Genomic DNA, 14,091 nt, shown 5'->3' with positions numbered 1-14,091 from the left:
ACCCTGCGCACTTGGCGCTGGCCGCGCGTGGCGGCACACTGCGCCCATGTCCGGTGCCGCCAGTCACGGGGGACGCGTCGATCGGCCTGTTCGCGGTTTCCCCTTGCGTTCGATCCTTCTCGGGGTCGCGTTGCTGGCCGCCTGCCTGTTGGCCACGACGGCGCGCGCCGGCACCTTGTATCAGTGCATCGGCAGCAGCGGCGAAACCGTGTACAGCAGCGAGCGGGCGGGGTATCACGGCTGCCGGGCGATCAGCAGCTATGCCGAGTCGAAGGTTGTACGTCGGGCCGCACCGGTTGCGCGCGCGTCGCTGACCGGGGTCAGCGGCCAGGTGGTCACCACGGCGCAGAGCCTTGCGGCCGATGGCGCCCGGCCGGTGTCGCTGGCTCGCGTACAAGGCGGCGCGGCGAGCACCGCACAGGCGCGCGAGGCGACGCGGGTGCAGCGCGAGTCGCTGGCTGCGGTGAGCAGTTCGGCGGTCAGCACGGCGAAGTTGCCGCTGGCGGCTAGGGCAGCCGGCACGCCGGGCCAGTGGCAGTACCGCGAAGACCATGCCGACGCCGCGCCGGTCGCGCCCAGGATGGCCGACGCTGGCGACCGCGTGCTGCGCGGGGCGGTCTATCGCATCGTGCGCGCCGACGGCAGCGTGGAGTACACCAACCTGCGCCCGGCCGGCGGCAAGGGCCGCGCGGTGACCATGCTGTTCAGCTACATCTCCACCTGCGTGGCCTGCAACCTGCATTCGACGATCCGCTGGGATCGCGTGGCGCTCAACCTCGATGCGTATGCCGACACGATCCGCGCGGCCAGCATCGAGTACGGCGTCGACGAGGCGTTCCTGCGCGCGATCATCCACGCCGAAAGCGCGTTCAACCCGCGTGCGTTGTCGCTCAAGGGGGCGCAGGGGCTGATGCAGCTGATGCCCGGCACAGCCAGCGACATGGGCGTGCTGGATGCCTTCAATTCCGCCCAGAACATCCGCGGCGGTGCCCGTTACCTGAGCCTGCTGCTGCGCGACTTCGACGGCAACGAGCGGCTGGCCGCGGCGGCATACAACGCCGGGCCGGGCGCGGTACAGCGTTACAAGGGCGTGCCGCCGTATGCGGAGACCCAGGTCTACGTGGAGCGGGTGGAAACCCTGCGCCGGCGTTACGGCGCGGCGATCCATCCGCCGCTGGCTTCGCGCGGCCCGGGCTGACACTCGCCGCCGCGGCGAGCCGCTCAGGGCTGGCTGGAGAGAGATCCATCCATCGGCGGACGCTGCGCCAGGGTGACCGTGGCCTGGAACGGCGTGCCATCGCGCAGGCCGGAGATCTGCACCTGGCTGCCGGGCTTGAGGGAGGCCTCGCGCCGCCGCAGGTCGGCCGGGCCGAGGATGTCGTCGTTGCCGATGCGCAGCAGGATGTCGCGCGGCTTGATCCCCGCCTGCGCAGCCGGGCCGCCGGAATACACCGCGATGACCTGCGCGCCGCGCGCGGCAGCCGGCAAGCCGCTGTCCGCCGCGACCGGCACGAAGGCGTAGTCGGCACCAAGCCAGCCGCGCACCACGTGCCCGGTGGTGATCAGCTGGTCGAGCACCTTGGTGGCGGTGGCCACCGGGATGGCGAAACCGATCCCTTCCGCGTTGGCGGCCTGGCCCTTGCCGATAAGCAAGGTGTTGATGCCGACCAGTTGCCCCTGCGTGTTGACCAGCGCGCCACCGGAATTGCCCAGGTTGATGGCCGCGTCGGTCTGGATGAAATCCTCGGCGCTGGAACTGTTCAACTGCCGCCCGATCGCGCTGACGATGCCCATCGTCACGGTCTGGTTGAGGCCGAACGGGTTGCCGATCGCCAGCACCACGTCGCCGGGGCGCAACTGGCTGGGGTCGGCCATGTGAATCACCGGCAGGTTGCTGGCGTCGATCTTCAGCACGGCCAGATCGGTCTCGCGGTCGGAACCGACCAGCCGCGCCTTGGCGATGCGGCCGTCGTACAGCAACACCTGGATGTCGGCGGCATTGGCGATCACGTGGTTGTTGGTCAGCACGTAGTCGTTGCCGCGGGCACTGACGATCACGCCCGAACCCAGCGTCTGCTCGCGATGCTGGTAGGTCGTCGGCTGGCCGCCGAACAGCTGCTGCAGCACCGGGTTGTCGTACATGCGCAGGGCTTGCTCGGTGATGATCTTGTTGGCATAGATGTTCACCACCGACGGCGCGGCGGCGGCCACCGCGTCCGCGTAGGAGGCGGGAGCCGCGCCGGCCTGTCCGGGCTGCGCCTGCGTGACCGCCGCGGGGGCGAACCCGACCCGCTCGCGCAGACGCTCGCCGCTGCCGGGCCAGAACAGGCCGATCAAGAAGGCCAGCGCCAGGCCAAGGATGACGAAGCGGGCAATGAACAGAAGGGTGCCGGCGGCATGTTTCATGTCGGGGAGAACGTTCCGGCGAGTCGTGGCTGGGCAGGCACCGGGCAGAGTCCGGCAGGCATCCGCTTTATTGTACGGCGCGGCCCCTGACGCTACACTAACGCGATTTTTGCGGGGCCTGAAACCCCGTCCTGGCATGACCTTGCAAGTACCGGAGAGCCTGATGGCGAACGAAGTCGTCGATCACGGCCGCCGCCGATTCCTGACCGCGACCACCGCAGTGGTGGGTGGCATCGGGGTCGTCTCGGCAGCTGTGCCCTTCATCAAGTCGTGGGAGCCCAGCGCGCGGGCCAAGGCCGCAGGCGCTCCGGTCACCCAGTCGCTCAAGAAGATCGAAAAGGGCCAGCAGCTGATCGTGGCCTGGCGCAGCCTGCCGGTCTTCATCGTCAACCGCACGCCGGCCCAGCTGGCGCAGTTGCCGAAAGAGGATCCGTTGCTGGTCGATCCCAAGTCCGAGGTCGAGCAGCAGCCGAAGTACGCGCAGAACGAAACGCGCTCGATCAAGCCCGAGTGGCTGGTGATGGTCGGCATCTGCACTCACCTCGGTTGCGTGCCGGACTTCTACGGCGAGATCAAGCCCGAGCCGTTCGACCCGAACTGGAAGGGCGGCTACTACTGCCCCTGCCACCACTCGCGCTACGACATCGCGGGCCGCGTCTACAAGAATGTGCCGGCGCCGAAGAACATGCAGGTCCCGCCGTACCACTTCGTGGACGACACCACCGTGCAGATTGGCGTGGATCCGAAGGAGGCTGGCTGATGGCCAACGTATTCAGCAACATCGGCGAGTGGGTCAACGAGCGCGCCCCCGGCATGATGCCGATGTACCGCGCCCACATGACCGAGTACTACGCGCCGAAGAACTTCAACCTCTGGTACTACTTCGGTTCGCTGGCCCTGCTGGTGCTGGTCAACCAGATCGTCACCGGCATCTTCCTCACCATGAACTACACCCCGAGCGCGGCGGGAGCCTTCGACTCGGTGCAGTACATCATGCGTGACGTGGAGTGGGGCTGGCTGATCCGCTACATGCACTCCACCGGCGCCTCGCTGTTCTTCGTGGTGGTGTTCCTGCACATGTTCCGCGGCCTCATGTACGGCTCGTACAAGAAGCCGCGCGAGCTGGTCTGGCTGCTCGGCATGCTGATCTTCCTGGCGCTGATGGCCGAGGCCTTCATGGGCTACGTGCTGCCGTGGGGCAACATGTCGTTCTGGGGTGCCAAGGTGATCATCTCGCTGTTCGGCACGCTGCCCTACATCGGGGGCGGGCTGGAGCAGTGGATCATGGGCGACTTCCTGCCCGGCGATGCCACGCTCAACCGCTTCTTCGCGCTGCACGTGATCGCGCTGCCGCTGGTGCTGCTGCTGCTGGTGGTGCTGCACATCGCCGCGCTGCACGAGGTGGGCTCGAACAACCCGGATGGCGTGGAGATCAAGAAGGGTCCCAAGGGCAACCGCTGGGATGCGCTCAAGCCTGCCGACGGCATTCCGCTCCATCCGTATTACACGGTGAAAGATCTGGTCGGCGTGGGTTTCTTCCTGCTGATCGCCGCGTTCATCATCTTCTTCGCGCCGACCTTCGGCGGCTGGTTCCTGGAGCATGACAACGCGATCCCGGCCAACAACCTGCTGACTCCGCCGGAGATCAAGCCGGTGTGGTACTTCACCCCGTTCTACGCGATCGTGCGCATGATCCCGTCCTTCCTCGGCTCGGCCGTGTGGGGCGTGCTGGCGATGTTCAGCGCCATCGCGGTGCTGTTCGCGATGCCCTGGCTCGATCGCGGCAAGGTCAAGTCGATCCGTTACCGCGGCACCGGCTACAAGGTGGCGCTGACGGTCTTCGTGCTGTCGTTCTTCGGGCTTGGTGCGGTCGGCGCAGGCATCACGGCGGAGGTCATTCCGGCGTGGTTCGGCAATGTCGACCTCACGTTCTGGGAAAACCTGTTCGGCCGGTTGATGACGCTGCTGTACTTCGGTTTCTTCGTTTTCCTCTGGGCCTATACCTATTTCGGCTGGGAGACGACCAAGCCGGTTCCGGATCGGGTGACCACGCATGACTAAGCTGCCAACGACGATGAAGCATTTCCTTTCCGGTATCGCGCTGGCGCTCGGCCTGATCGTCGGCACCCTGCCGGCGCATGCCGCCGAGGGCGCCAAGGTCGAGTTGATGAAGTCCGGCGCCGACGTGCGCGACCAGGCTTCGCTGCAACGCGGTGCACGGTTGTTCTTCAACTATTGCGTCGGTTGCCACTCGCTGAAGTACGTGCGCTATTCGCGCATGGCCGAAGACCTGGGCCTGACCGAAGACGAGGTGATGAAGAACCTCAACTTCACCGGCGCCAAGTTCCAGGAGCCGGTGATCTCGCACATGCCGGCAGCGCTGGCCGGCACCTGGTTCGGCAAGGCTCCGCCGGATCTCTCGCTGGAAGTGGATGCCAAGGGTGCCGACTGGGTCTACACCTACCTCAACACCTTCTACCTCGACCCGAAGAGCCCGATCGGCTGGAACAACACCACCTTGCCCAATGCCGCCATGCCGTTCCCGCTGTGGGAGCTGCAGGGCATGCAGTCCGCGCAGATGCAGCCGGCGAAGGATGGCGACGCCGCGGGGGTGGAGAAGCTGGTGCTGTCGCACCCGGGCAAGATGACCCCGGCGCAGTTCCAGCAGGCCACCCGCGACCTGACCAGCTTCCTGCAATATGTCTCCGAGCCGGCGGCGCTGCAGCGCCACCATTACGGGATCTGGGTGCTGCTGTTCCTGGCCCTGTTCACCTTCCTGGCGGCGCTGCTCAAGAAGGAATACTGGAAAGACGTCCACTGAGCCGCAAGGCACTGCGGACGCGGCGGCCACGGGCCGCCGCGTCTGTCTCACCGATGGGGAATCGCGCATGGTTCAAAACCCCCGCTTGCGTAACGCATTGACGCTGTACACCACGGCCGATGACATCCAGTGCCATCGCGCCCGACTGGTGCTGGCCGCCAAGGGGGTCAGCTACGAACGGGTGCTGGTGGACCACGCCCGGCCGCCGCAGGATCTGCTCGATCTCAACCCGTACGGCAGCACGCCGACCCTGATCGATCGCGACCTGACGCTGTTCGATACCGCGGTGGTTTGCGAATACATCGACGAGCGCTATCCGCACCCGCCGCTGATGCCGATCGACCCGCAATCGCGCGCGCGCCTGCGCGTGGCGGCCGTGCGCATCGAGAAGGACTGGCTGCCCGAGGTCGACAAGATCCGCGCCGGCGGCCGTCCGGCGGATGCGGCACGCAAGCGGTTGCGCGAACAACTGCTGTCCACGGTGCCACTGTTCAAGGCCTCGCGGTTCTTCCTCAACCCGGAGATGAGCCTGGCCGATTGCCTGGTGGCGCCGGTGATCTGGCGGCTGCCCTGGCTCGGCGTGGATCTGGGTCGCGAGGGCAAGTCGATCGTCGATTACGGCGAGCGCCTGTTCCACAGCCAGGGGTTCGCGCGCAGCATGACCGACGAGGAAAAGGCCATGCGGCCGGTCCATGAGCAAGCATGACGCCATCGCCATGACTTCGAATCGTCCGTACCTGCTGCGGGCGATCTACGACTGGATCTCCGACAACGATCTGACGCCCTACATCCTGGTCGATGCCGGCGTGGCCGGCGTGCGGGTGCCGCCGCAGGTGATCCAGAACGGCCAGGTGGTGCTCAACCTGGCCACCCGCGCGGTGGCCAACCTCGACCTGGGCAACGACTGGATCAGTTTCCAGGCCCGTTTCTCCGGGGTCAGCCAGGCGATCCAGATTCCGGTGCAGGCCGTGCTCGCGCTGTACGCGCAGGAGAACGGCCAGGGCATGATGTTTCCGGCCGAGGGCGAAGGCGGCGACACCCCGCCGACCGACCCGCCGCCGCCGGATGGCCCGTCCCCCGCCGCCGACGACGCGGGCGACAAGCCCAGGCGTTCGGTGCCGCACCTGCGCGTGGTGAAGTAGCCAGCCGCCTCGACGGGCGGCCGGCGCCCTCAGGGCTGCCGGTCGGCCCGCCGCGGACGCAATGCCACGACCTTGCCCGACCTCGCCGCAAAGCTGTCATCGGGTCGGTCCGCGGCCACCTCCGGTTCGATCACCGGCAGGCTCAGGTCGGTCAGCGCGTCGCCGATCATCCACAACCGGCCCGGTTCGCGATCGTGTCCGTCGACGCTGACCTCGAAACCGTAACCGCGCTCGACCCGGCGCAGGCCGTTGACCCGGCGCAGGCGCAGCGCGCGCAGGCCCACTGTCTCGTCCAGCAGTTGCAGTCCGTGCAAGTGGCACTGTTGCCGAGCCACGCGCACCGCACGTTCGCGCGCCACGCTGAACTTCAGCCACAGCCCCACGGTGGCGCCAAGCACCAGCAACAGGACGAGGGCGGAGAAATCGGACATGCCCCCAGTGTGTGGGCGTGCCCGCGCAGGCGCAAGGCGGTGGTCAGACCAACTGCAGGCGCAGCGAGAGGTCGATCGCGTGCACGTGCTTGGTCAGCGCGCCGACCGAGATGAAATCCACCCCGGTGCGGGCAAAGTCGCCGATGGTCTGCAGGTCGACGTTGCCGGAAATCTCCAGCGGCACGCGGCCCGCCGTGCGCACCACGGCCTCGCGCATCTGCGCCAGCTCGAAGTTGTCGAGCATGATGCGGTCCACGCCGGCCTGCAGCGCCTGTTCGAGCTCGTCGAGGTTCTCCACCTCCACCTCCAGTGGCAGGTCGGGGTGCAGCTGGCGCGCGGCCGATACCGCCGCGGCGATGCCGCCGGCGGCGATGATGTGGTTTTCCTTGACCAGGATCGCGTCGTACAAGCCCATGCGCTGGTTGTAGCCGCCGCCGCAGCGCACGGCGTACTTCTGCGCGACGCGCAGACCGGGCACGGTCTTGCGGGTATCGAGCACGCGCACGGCCGTGCCGGCCACCGCGGCGACGTATTGTGCCGTCGTGGTGGCGGTGGCCGACAGCAGCTGCAGGAAGTTGAGTGCCGTCCGTTCGGCGGTGACCAGCGAACGGGCGTGCCCCGCCAGGCTGCAGATCAGCGTGCCGGGGGTGACCTGGTCGCCGTCGCGTACCTGCCAGTCGATCTGCACCGCGGGATCCAGCCGCCGGAAGCAGGCGTCGAACCAGGCACTGCCGGCGATGACGGCGGCGTCCCGGCAGGTGAGCCGGGCCTGCGCCTGCGCATCGGCCGGGAGCAGGTCGGCAGTGGCGTCGCCCTGGCCCAGATCCTCGGCCAGGGCGCGTTCGACATCGGCGGCGATTTGGGTGGCGGACGGTGGAGCGAAACGGGAGGTGGCAGTCATTCGGTGTCCGTGGGGGCAGCGCCATCGGCGGGCGCCTCGTCGCCGGTCTGGCTGAGCTTGCCGACGATTGCGGTCATCGCGCGATCGAACAGGGCGTTGGCCGCCAGTACGCGCGCCTTGCCGTCCGCAAACAGGCTGGCCAGTTCGCGCGGCGCGTAATCGGCCACCTTCAGGCCGCGGCGGTTGACGAACAGGTAGCGGCCGCTCATCGGGCTGATCCAGGACAGCTTGGCCCGCGCCGGTGGCTCGTCGTCCAGGGTGAACTCGAGCCAGTTGCCCGGTTGCAGCGCCTGCACCTGGTACCACTCGGGACTGTCCGGCGGAACCTCGGCCAGCTCCTCTTCCTCGAGGATGTCCGCCGGAGCCGCCTGGCGGTCGAGCACGGGCTGGATGCTGTCGGGAATGGCCAGCATCGCGACGTCTTCCTCGTTCGCCGCGGCGACTTCGGCCGCATCCGCCGCGGGCGCTTCGCCCAGCTGCTGGCGGTAGTAGGCGTGCAACTGGCTCAGCAGGCGTTCGACATCCTGTTCCTGGAACGCCACGTTGGCCAGGCCCTGGCGCAACGCGCGCTCGATGCCGGGCAGCATCTGCCGCAAGGTCTGGCGGCTGGTGGTGTCGTTCGCGGGCCGGGTACTGGCGATGAACTCGTCGATGAAGCGCAGGGCGGCCTTGAACTCGGGCGAATCCTCGCCCTGACGCAACAGGGTCAGTACCAGATGGTTGGCCCACGCGCGTGCCAGCACGCCATGGATCAGCGGAGGCAGCTTCTGGGTGCCGATGCGTTCCAGGATCTCGCGCGCCGCACGGCGCCGTGCCTGCTCCAGTTTCTCGCGGCCGCGTGCCGATTCGGCCACGCGCTGCTCGGCCAGCTCGGAGCGTCGCTTGTTGACGTCCTGGAACTGCTGCAGGTCGGTCAACAGGCGCTCGAAGATGCCCATGTCGTCGTCGAAATCGTGCAGCAACTGGTCGACGATCGACTTCACCTTCTCGTGCAGGCGATGGTCGCGGTCGGACTCCTCCGACCAGCTCTTGGCCTGCTCGGCCAGGCTGTCCAGCAGCCGCCGCGCCGGGTGCTGCCGATGCGAGAACATCTTGCGGTCGAGGATCGCCGCCTTGAGGTAGGGAATCTGCAGCCGCGCCAGCATCACCTGCATCGCCGCGGGCAGGTTGCGGTCTTCCAGGATGAACTCGAACAGCATGCCGACGAGGTCGATCGTGTCCTCGTCCATGCTGGCCACATGGCTGGGGCGCTCACCGCGCAGGGCACCGATCTGGGTGAGCAGTTGCGTCTTCAGCTGCAGCACTTCGCGGCTGAGCGCGGCGGCATCGTCGGAATCGTCGTAGCTGACTGGCCCGTTGTTGCTGACGATCTGGCTCTGCAGCACGCTGAGTGCGCCCAGCAGTTCGTTGACCGAGGGCAGCGAACCGGTCGCTGCCGCGCCGCCCTCGCGCATCGCGCGGCCGCCGCCGGCACCGCCGCGACGTGCGCTGAACAGCGCGTGCAGGGTGTGCAGCAGGTCGTCGGAGATTTCTGCGCCCTCGTCCATGCCCGCTGCGGCAGCAACACCGTCGGAGCCGGCACCGGCCGTGGCTGCCGCGCTGCCGCCCCTGGCCTGGCCGCCGCGCGGTACGCCGTGGCGCAACTGCGGCAGGACGCCGGCGCGAACCAGCTCGGCATTGATCTCCTGGTACAGCTCCTCCAGCAGCGACAGCACGTAGCGGTCGAACAGCTTGTAGATGATCAGCTTGACGCGCATGTCCGCGCTGAGTTCCTGCAGCGCTTCGCGGAACGCCTGGGACAGCGTGGCCGGTGCCACCGGATTGCTGGCGTCGTCGATCTTGTAGCCGCCGCAGATCACGGACAGGCGCTGGTTGACCGCGAACAGGTCGCGCGCCAGGCGCGCGTCGTTCTTGCTGATCATGCTGGTGATCGCGAGCGACTCTTCCAGGTCGCTTTCGGCCACCAGGGTCAGCTCGGCCGCACCGAACGAGGGCGCCGGTGCCGGCGCAGCGGCCTTGCCCGGATGCGCCAGGTCGCTGAGCTTGCGGGCGACGGCGCTCAGGAAGCTGCGCTCGATGCCGGGGCGGCGCTTGCGCACTTCGCGCATGCCGTCGAAGTAATGCATCTGCGCCGCGTTGTTTTCGGCCTTCTCGGCGAGGTCGAACAAGGCGTCGTCGACCTGCTCGAAGGCATTGCCCACCCATTGCTGCAGGCGCTTGTTGGCGATCCCGCGCACCGCGTTCAGCAGTTCGCCCACGCGCTCGCTGGACGGGTCCAGGCGCTGGTTCAAGTTGACTACCCTGGTTGGCTCATTGGCCTCGTTCATCGCCATGTTCCCCTGAGCTGTGCCACGCACGGCCGGACCCGGCAGGGTTGCGCAGAGGCCGACAATAAGCCAATTCGCGGCCGCCTGTCATGCCCATTCCAGCCCGTCACGGTTCGCTAGCCCTGGCCAGTCGGAAAATCGGCCAGTTGCAAGGTGCCGATGCCTTCCTCGGGAAGCATCACCGGGATGCCGTCCTCGATGCGGTAAATGACCTTGCGGTCGACGGTGATCAGCGCCTCGGCCACCCGTTCGCGTACCGGCACGCCGGCGACCGTGTCGATCTTCCCCGCGGAGATCCCCTCGTTCAGCGCATCCAGTTGCTGGCGTGTCATCGCTCGCAGCGGGGTCTTGCTGACGGGGCAGCAGAGGATGTCGAGCAGGCGCTTGTCCATGATCGGGGGTTCGGGTGTGTCGGGCCGGGAAAGCCCGTACAATAACGGCTTTTGGACATTCCGGCCATGACAGCAGCCACAGAAACACCACGCGTGGGCGTGGTGATGGGTTCGCATTCGGACTGGGAAACCATGCAGCACGCGGCCGATGTGCTGACCGAGCTGGGCGTGGCGCACGAGGTTCGCGTGGTCTCGGCCCATCGCACACCGGATTTGCTGTTCAGCTATGCCGAGCAGGCGGCCGGGCGCGGCATCCAGGTCATCCTCGCCGGCGCCGGTGGCGCCGCCCACCTGCCGGGCATGCTGGCGGCCAAGACCCGACTGCCGGTATTCGGCGTGCCGGTGCAATCCAAGGCACTCAACGGCATGGACTCGCTGCTGTCGATCGCGCAGATGCCGGCCGGGATCCCGGTGGGCACGCTGGCGATCGGGCGGGCCGGGGCGGTCAACGCGGCCTTGCTCGCTGCCGCCGTGCTGGCCCTGCACGACCAGACGCTGGCTGGTGCGCTGGAACAATGGCGGTCGCGCCAGACCCGCGCCGTGCTCGATCAGCCGGACCCACGGACATGAGTGGGCGGCACCAGCCCGTGGTGGGCATCCTGGGCGGCGGGCAGCTTGCCCGCATGCTGGCCCTGGCGGCCGCACCGCTGGGGGTGAACTGCCTCGCCGTGGATGGTTCGGCCGATGCCTGCGCCGGGCAGGTGGCCCCCCTGGTGGTGGCCGACTGGAGCGATCGTGCGGCGCTGGAGGCGTTCGCTCACCAAGTGGACGTGGTCACCTTCGATTTCGAGAACGTGCCGGCCGACACCGCACATTGGCTGGCCGAACGGGTGGCCGTGCACCCGGCGCCCGAGGCACTGGCCGTGGCACAGGATCGGCTGGCCGAGAAAACCCTGTTCCGTGCCTGCGGCCTGCCCACCACCGAGTTCATGGCGGTCGACACGCGCGAGCAGCTGGACCAGGCGCTGGCCGCGATCGGTGCCCCGGCCATCCTCAAGACCCGGCGGCTGGGCTACGACGGCAAGGGCCAGTTCAGGCTGGCCACGGCGGGCGACGCGGATGCGGCATGGGCGGCGCTGGGCGCCCAGGCGGCGACGCTGGGGCTGATCCTGGAGGCCTTCGTGCCGTTCGAGCGCGAGCTGTCGATCATTGCTGTGCGCGGGCGCGATGGCGAGTTCCGCACCTGGCCGTTGACCGGCAACTGGCACGTCGATGGCGTGCTGTCGATGAGCCTGGCGCCGGCGCCGAGCCTGGGCCCGCTGCAGCAGCGCGCCAGCGAACACGCGCGTGCGCTGGCCGAGCGCCTGGGCTATGTCGGCGTGTTCGCGCTGGAACTGTTCGTCAAGGACGGCGAGTTGCTGGGCAACGAGATGGCTCCACGCGTGCACAACTCCGGTCACTGGACGATCGAGGGCGCGCACGCCAGCCAGTTCGAGAACCACGTGCGCGCCGTGCTCGGCCTGCCGCTGGGCGACACCGGCGTGCGCGGCACGGCGGCCATGTTCAACTGGATCGGCGAGTTGCCCGACGCCACGCCCGTGCTGTGCGGCGTGGATGCCCACTGGCATGACTACGGCAAGCAGGCCAGGCCGGGGCGCAAGGTCGGCCATGCCACCGTGTGCGCGCCCGATGCCTCCACGCTGGCGACACGCCTGCGCAACATCGCGCAGGCGCTCGGGCGCGAGGCGCAAGTGGAGCCGGTGCTGCGCGCACTGGCCGACGTATAGGAGCGCACCCCGCGCGCGAATGCGTTTGCGCGCGGCGCGGGATGCGGTGTTGGGAGAACAGCACGTACCAAGGTCCGCCCCGCAAGGCAGACACGAAAAAGGCGGCGCCATGGCGCCGCCTTTTCGTTGAACTGCGGAATCAGGCCAGGTTCTTCGCCGCGAAATCCCAGTTGACCAGGTTCCAGAACGCCTCCAGGTATTTCGGGCGCGCGTTGCGGTAGTCGATGTAGTACGCGTGCTCCCATACGTCGGCGGTGAGCAGCGGCTTGTCGCTGCCGGTGATCGGCGTGCCGGCATTGGACGTGTTGACGATGCCGAGCGAACCATCCGGGCGCTGCACCAGCCAGGTCCAGCCGGAACCGAAGTTGCCGGCGGCGGACTTGCTGAACTCCTCCTTGAACTTGGCCACCGAGCCGAACGCCTTGTTGATCGCGTCGGCCAGCTTGCCGGTGGGGTCGCCGCCGCCGTTCGGGCTCATCGAGTTCCAGTAGAAAGTGTGGTTCCAGGTCTGCGCGGCGTTGTTGAAAATGCCGCCGGAGGATTTGCGGATGATGTCCTCGAGCTTTGCGTCGGCGAACTCGGTGCCTTCGATCTGCTTGTTCAGATTGGTCACGTAGGCCTGGTGATGCTTGCCGTAGTGGTACTCGAGCGTCTCGGCGGAGACGTGCGGTTCCAGTGCATTCTTTTCGTACGGAAGCGGGGGAAGTTCGATGGCCATGGGCGACTCCTTGGAGTGTTGCTGAGAGAGAAAGATGCCGGCGCAACAGCTGGCGGCCGGCGGGTGACTGATACAATAGCGGCTTGCCCGCATTGTAAAGATGAAACATCGACCATGGACATCAACGAGCCCATCAAGGCGCTGCTGGCCGAGCATCCCATCGTGCTGTTCATGAAAGGCACGCCGGAATTTCCGATGTGCGGGTTTTCCAGCCGCGCGGCACAGGCGCTGACACAGGCCGGCGCAACCTTCCATGCGGTCAACGTGCTGGCCGATCCGCAGGTTCGCGCCGCGCTGCCGCACTTCGCGAACTGGCCGACGTTCCCGCAACTGTTCATCAATGGCGAGTTGATCGGCGGCTGCGACATCATCGAGGAGCTGATGTCCTCCGGCGAACTCGCGCGCATGGCCAGCGACGTGGCGGGAGCGGCCTCTTGAGCGGCCTGCCCGTGGCGCACCTGCCGGCCGATTGGCAGCCCGAGGCCGGCAGTCTGGCCGGCCGCGTGGTGCTGGTCACCGGCGCCTATGGCGGACTCGGCAGCGCGGTGGTGCGCGCGGCCTCGCTGGCCGGCGCCACCGTGGTCATCACCGGCAAGCGCAAGCGCCAGCTGGAGAAGCTCTACGACGCGATGCGTGAAGAGGGCCTGGCCGAACCGGTGATCCATCCGCTGGACATGGAGGTGGCCACGCCGCGCGAGTACGCCGCGCTGGCCGACGGCCTGCAGCGCGATCTCGGCCGTCTCGACGGCATCGTGCATTGCGCGGCGAGTTTCGCCGGGCTCACGCCGATTTCCATGCAGCGACCCGATGATTGGCTGCGTGCGATGCACGTCAACGTCAATGCGCCGTTTGCGCTCACCCAGGCCTGCATGCCGCTGCTGACCGAGGCCGGCGACAGCGCCGTCGTGTTCGTGCTGGACAACCCGGACCTCCTGAAGCGCGCCCACTGGGGCGGTTACGGCGTGTCCAAGGCCGCGTTGGAGCGCCTGGTGGCGATCCTGCACGAGGAAACCGACGAAACCTCGCTGCGCGTGCATGCGCTGCTGCCCGCGCCGATGCGCACGGCATTGCGCCGGTTGGCCTATTTCGGCGACGACATCATGCAGCAGCCCACGCCGGACGCCACGGCCGCGGCCGCCGTCTACCTGCTCGGTCCGCAGGCACGCGCAGCACGCGGTGCGGCGCTGGACCTGCGTCGATGACCGGGCCACAGCCAACGGCAGAGT

16 protein-coding genes are annotated in these 14,091 nt (G+C 67.8%); 10 read left to right on the top strand and 6 right to left on the bottom strand.

Annotated features, from left to right (window positions below):
* Positions 1-103 precede the first annotated feature (103 nt).
* On the top strand, positions 104-1,198 hold the full coding sequence (locus tag B1991_RS03995; RefSeq protein WP_246031042.1) for a lytic transglycosylase domain-containing protein: 1,095 nt from the start codon (positions 104-106) through the stop codon (positions 1,196-1,198).
* Between the two features lie 23 nt (positions 1,199-1,221).
* Here the strand turns inward: B1991_RS03995 and B1991_RS03990 are convergent, their stop codons facing one another.
* Positions 1,222-2,406, bottom strand: coding sequence for a S1C family serine protease (locus B1991_RS03990; RefSeq protein ID WP_136257407.1), 1,185 nt, complete (start codon positions 2,404-2,406; stop codon positions 1,222-1,224).
* 163 nt (positions 2,407-2,569) lie between these two features.
* Here B1991_RS03990 and petA point away from each other — a divergent pair, with 163 nt between their 5' ends.
* The 5 genes from petA (at position 2,570) to B1991_RS03965 (ending at position 6,369) form a co-directional block, all read left to right on the top strand.
* Positions 2,570-3,166, top strand: coding sequence for a ubiquinol-cytochrome c reductase iron-sulfur subunit (gene petA, locus B1991_RS03985; protein WP_136257406.1), 597 nt, complete (start codon positions 2,570-2,572; stop codon positions 3,164-3,166).
* Positions 3,166-4,467 carry a cytochrome b gene (locus B1991_RS03980; RefSeq protein WP_136257405.1) on the top strand — a complete coding sequence of 434 codons (1,302 nt, stop codon included), beginning with the start codon at positions 3,166-3,168 and terminating at the stop codon, positions 4,465-4,467. The genes petA and B1991_RS03980 overlap by 1 nt, the downstream gene beginning before the upstream one ends.
* Complete coding sequence (locus tag B1991_RS03975; RefSeq protein WP_425466647.1) at positions 4,460-5,227, top strand: cytochrome c1; 768 nt, start codon at positions 4,460-4,462, stop codon at positions 5,225-5,227. Before B1991_RS03980 ends, B1991_RS03975 begins: the two co-directional genes overlap by 8 nt.
* A gap of 67 nt (positions 5,228-5,294) precedes the next feature.
* On the top strand, positions 5,295-5,933 hold the full coding sequence (locus B1991_RS03970; RefSeq protein WP_136257404.1) for a glutathione S-transferase N-terminal domain-containing protein: 639 nt from the start codon (positions 5,295-5,297) through the stop codon (positions 5,931-5,933).
* 10 nt (positions 5,934-5,943) lie between these two features.
* The gene (locus B1991_RS03965; protein WP_136257403.1) at positions 5,944-6,369 is read left to right on the top strand and encodes a ClpXP protease specificity-enhancing factor; all 426 of its coding nucleotides are present in this window, start codon (positions 5,944-5,946) and stop codon (positions 6,367-6,369) included.
* 29 nt (positions 6,370-6,398) lie between these two features.
* Here B1991_RS03965 and B1991_RS03960 read toward each other — a convergent pair whose 3' ends face one another.
* From B1991_RS03960 to B1991_RS03945, 4 genes are all read right to left on the bottom strand, one after another.
* Positions 6,399-6,800, bottom strand: a complete 402-nt coding sequence (locus B1991_RS03960) for a DUF3301 domain-containing protein (RefSeq protein ID WP_136257402.1) — start codon at positions 6,798-6,800, stop codon at positions 6,399-6,401.
* 43 nt (positions 6,801-6,843) lie between these two features.
* A complete protein-coding gene (gene nadC, locus B1991_RS03955; RefSeq protein ID WP_136257401.1) occupies positions 6,844-7,701 on the bottom strand; it encodes a carboxylating nicotinate-nucleotide diphosphorylase in 858 nt (285 codons plus the stop codon).
* A complete protein-coding gene (locus tag B1991_RS03950) occupies positions 7,698-10,028 on the bottom strand; it encodes a DUF1631 domain-containing protein (protein WP_136257400.1) in 2,331 nt (776 codons plus the stop codon). The genes nadC and B1991_RS03950 overlap by 4 nt, the downstream gene beginning before the upstream one ends.
* 116 nt (positions 10,029-10,144) lie before the next feature.
* Positions 10,145-10,420 carry a Trm112 family protein gene (locus B1991_RS03945; RefSeq protein ID WP_136257399.1) on the bottom strand — a complete coding sequence of 92 codons (276 nt, stop codon included), beginning with the start codon at positions 10,418-10,420 and terminating at the stop codon, positions 10,145-10,147.
* Between the two features lie 66 nt (positions 10,421-10,486).
* On the opposite strand from B1991_RS03945, the gene purE reads away from it, so the two are divergent.
* The gene (gene purE / locus B1991_RS03940; protein ID WP_136257398.1) at positions 10,487-10,990 is read left to right on the top strand and encodes a 5-(carboxyamino)imidazole ribonucleotide mutase; all 504 of its coding nucleotides are present in this window, start codon (positions 10,487-10,489) and stop codon (positions 10,988-10,990) included.
* Positions 10,987-12,147, top strand: a complete 1,161-nt coding sequence (locus tag B1991_RS03935; protein WP_136257397.1) for a 5-(carboxyamino)imidazole ribonucleotide synthase — start codon at positions 10,987-10,989, stop codon at positions 12,145-12,147. Before purE ends, B1991_RS03935 begins: the two co-directional genes overlap by 4 nt.
* Before the next feature lie 139 nt (positions 12,148-12,286).
* On the opposite strand, the gene B1991_RS03930 is transcribed toward B1991_RS03935, so the two are convergent.
* Positions 12,287-12,865: a superoxide dismutase gene (locus tag B1991_RS03930; RefSeq protein WP_136257396.1), complete on the bottom strand. Its 579-nt coding sequence runs from the start codon at positions 12,863-12,865 to the stop codon at positions 12,287-12,289.
* A gap of 114 nt (positions 12,866-12,979) precedes the next feature.
* Between B1991_RS03930 and grxD the strand changes: the two genes are divergently transcribed.
* Together grxD and B1991_RS03920 are read left to right on the top strand one after the other, a co-directional pair.
* Positions 12,980-13,303, top strand: a complete 324-nt coding sequence (grxD, locus tag B1991_RS03925) for a Grx4 family monothiol glutaredoxin (RefSeq protein ID WP_136257495.1) — start codon at positions 12,980-12,982, stop codon at positions 13,301-13,303.
* On the top strand, positions 13,300-14,067 hold the full coding sequence (locus B1991_RS03920; RefSeq protein ID WP_136257395.1) for an SDR family NAD(P)-dependent oxidoreductase: 768 nt from the start codon (positions 13,300-13,302) through the stop codon (positions 14,065-14,067). Before grxD ends, B1991_RS03920 begins: the two co-directional genes overlap by 4 nt.
* Positions 14,068-14,091 lie beyond the last annotated feature (24 nt).

The organism is Rhodanobacter lindaniclasticus (genome assembly GCF_004799035.1).
GTDB classification, from domain to species: domain Bacteria; phylum Pseudomonadota; class Gammaproteobacteria; order Xanthomonadales; family Rhodanobacteraceae; genus Rhodanobacter; species Rhodanobacter lindaniclasticus.
Note: the sequence above shows the minus strand (reverse complement) of the source record. Positions and strands in the feature narration are given on the sequence as shown.

Excerpts from the sequence above, each read along its gene's own strand:
- B1991_RS03990 (WP_136257407.1), bottom strand. The coding sequence starts at position 2,406 with ATGAAACATGCCGCCGGCACCCTTCTGTTCATTGCCCGCTTCGTCATC.
- petA (WP_136257406.1), top strand. The coding sequence starts at position 2,570 with ATGGCGAACGAAGTCGTCGATCACGGCCGCCGCCGATTCCTGACCGCG.
- B1991_RS03980 (WP_136257405.1), top strand. The coding sequence starts at position 3,166 with ATGGCCAACGTATTCAGCAACATCGGCGAGTGGGTCAACGAGCGCGCC.
- B1991_RS03975 (WP_425466647.1), top strand. The coding sequence starts at position 4,460 with ATGACTAAGCTGCCAACGACGATGAAGCATTTCCTTTCCGGTATCGCG.
- B1991_RS03970 (WP_136257404.1), top strand. The coding sequence starts at position 5,295 with ATGGTTCAAAACCCCCGCTTGCGTAACGCATTGACGCTGTACACCACG.
- B1991_RS03965 (WP_136257403.1), top strand. The coding sequence starts at position 5,944 with ATGACTTCGAATCGTCCGTACCTGCTGCGGGCGATCTACGACTGGATC.
- B1991_RS03960 (WP_136257402.1), bottom strand. The coding sequence starts at position 6,800 with ATGTCCGATTTCTCCGCCCTCGTCCTGTTGCTGGTGCTTGGCGCCACC.
- nadC (WP_136257401.1), bottom strand. The coding sequence starts at position 7,701 with ATGACTGCCACCTCCCGTTTCGCTCCACCGTCCGCCACCCAAATCGCC.
- B1991_RS03950 (WP_136257400.1), bottom strand. The coding sequence starts at position 10,028 with ATGAACGAGGCCAATGAGCCAACCAGGGTAGTCAACTTGAACCAGCGC.
- B1991_RS03945 (WP_136257399.1), bottom strand. The coding sequence starts at position 10,420 with ATGGACAAGCGCCTGCTCGACATCCTCTGCTGCCCCGTCAGCAAGACC.
- purE (WP_136257398.1), top strand. The coding sequence starts at position 10,487 with ATGACAGCAGCCACAGAAACACCACGCGTGGGCGTGGTGATGGGTTCG.
- B1991_RS03935 (WP_136257397.1), top strand. The coding sequence starts at position 10,987 with ATGAGTGGGCGGCACCAGCCCGTGGTGGGCATCCTGGGCGGCGGGCAG.
- B1991_RS03930 (WP_136257396.1), bottom strand. The coding sequence starts at position 12,865 with ATGGCCATCGAACTTCCCCCGCTTCCGTACGAAAAGAATGCACTGGAA.
- grxD (WP_136257495.1), top strand. The coding sequence starts at position 12,980 with ATGGACATCAACGAGCCCATCAAGGCGCTGCTGGCCGAGCATCCCATC.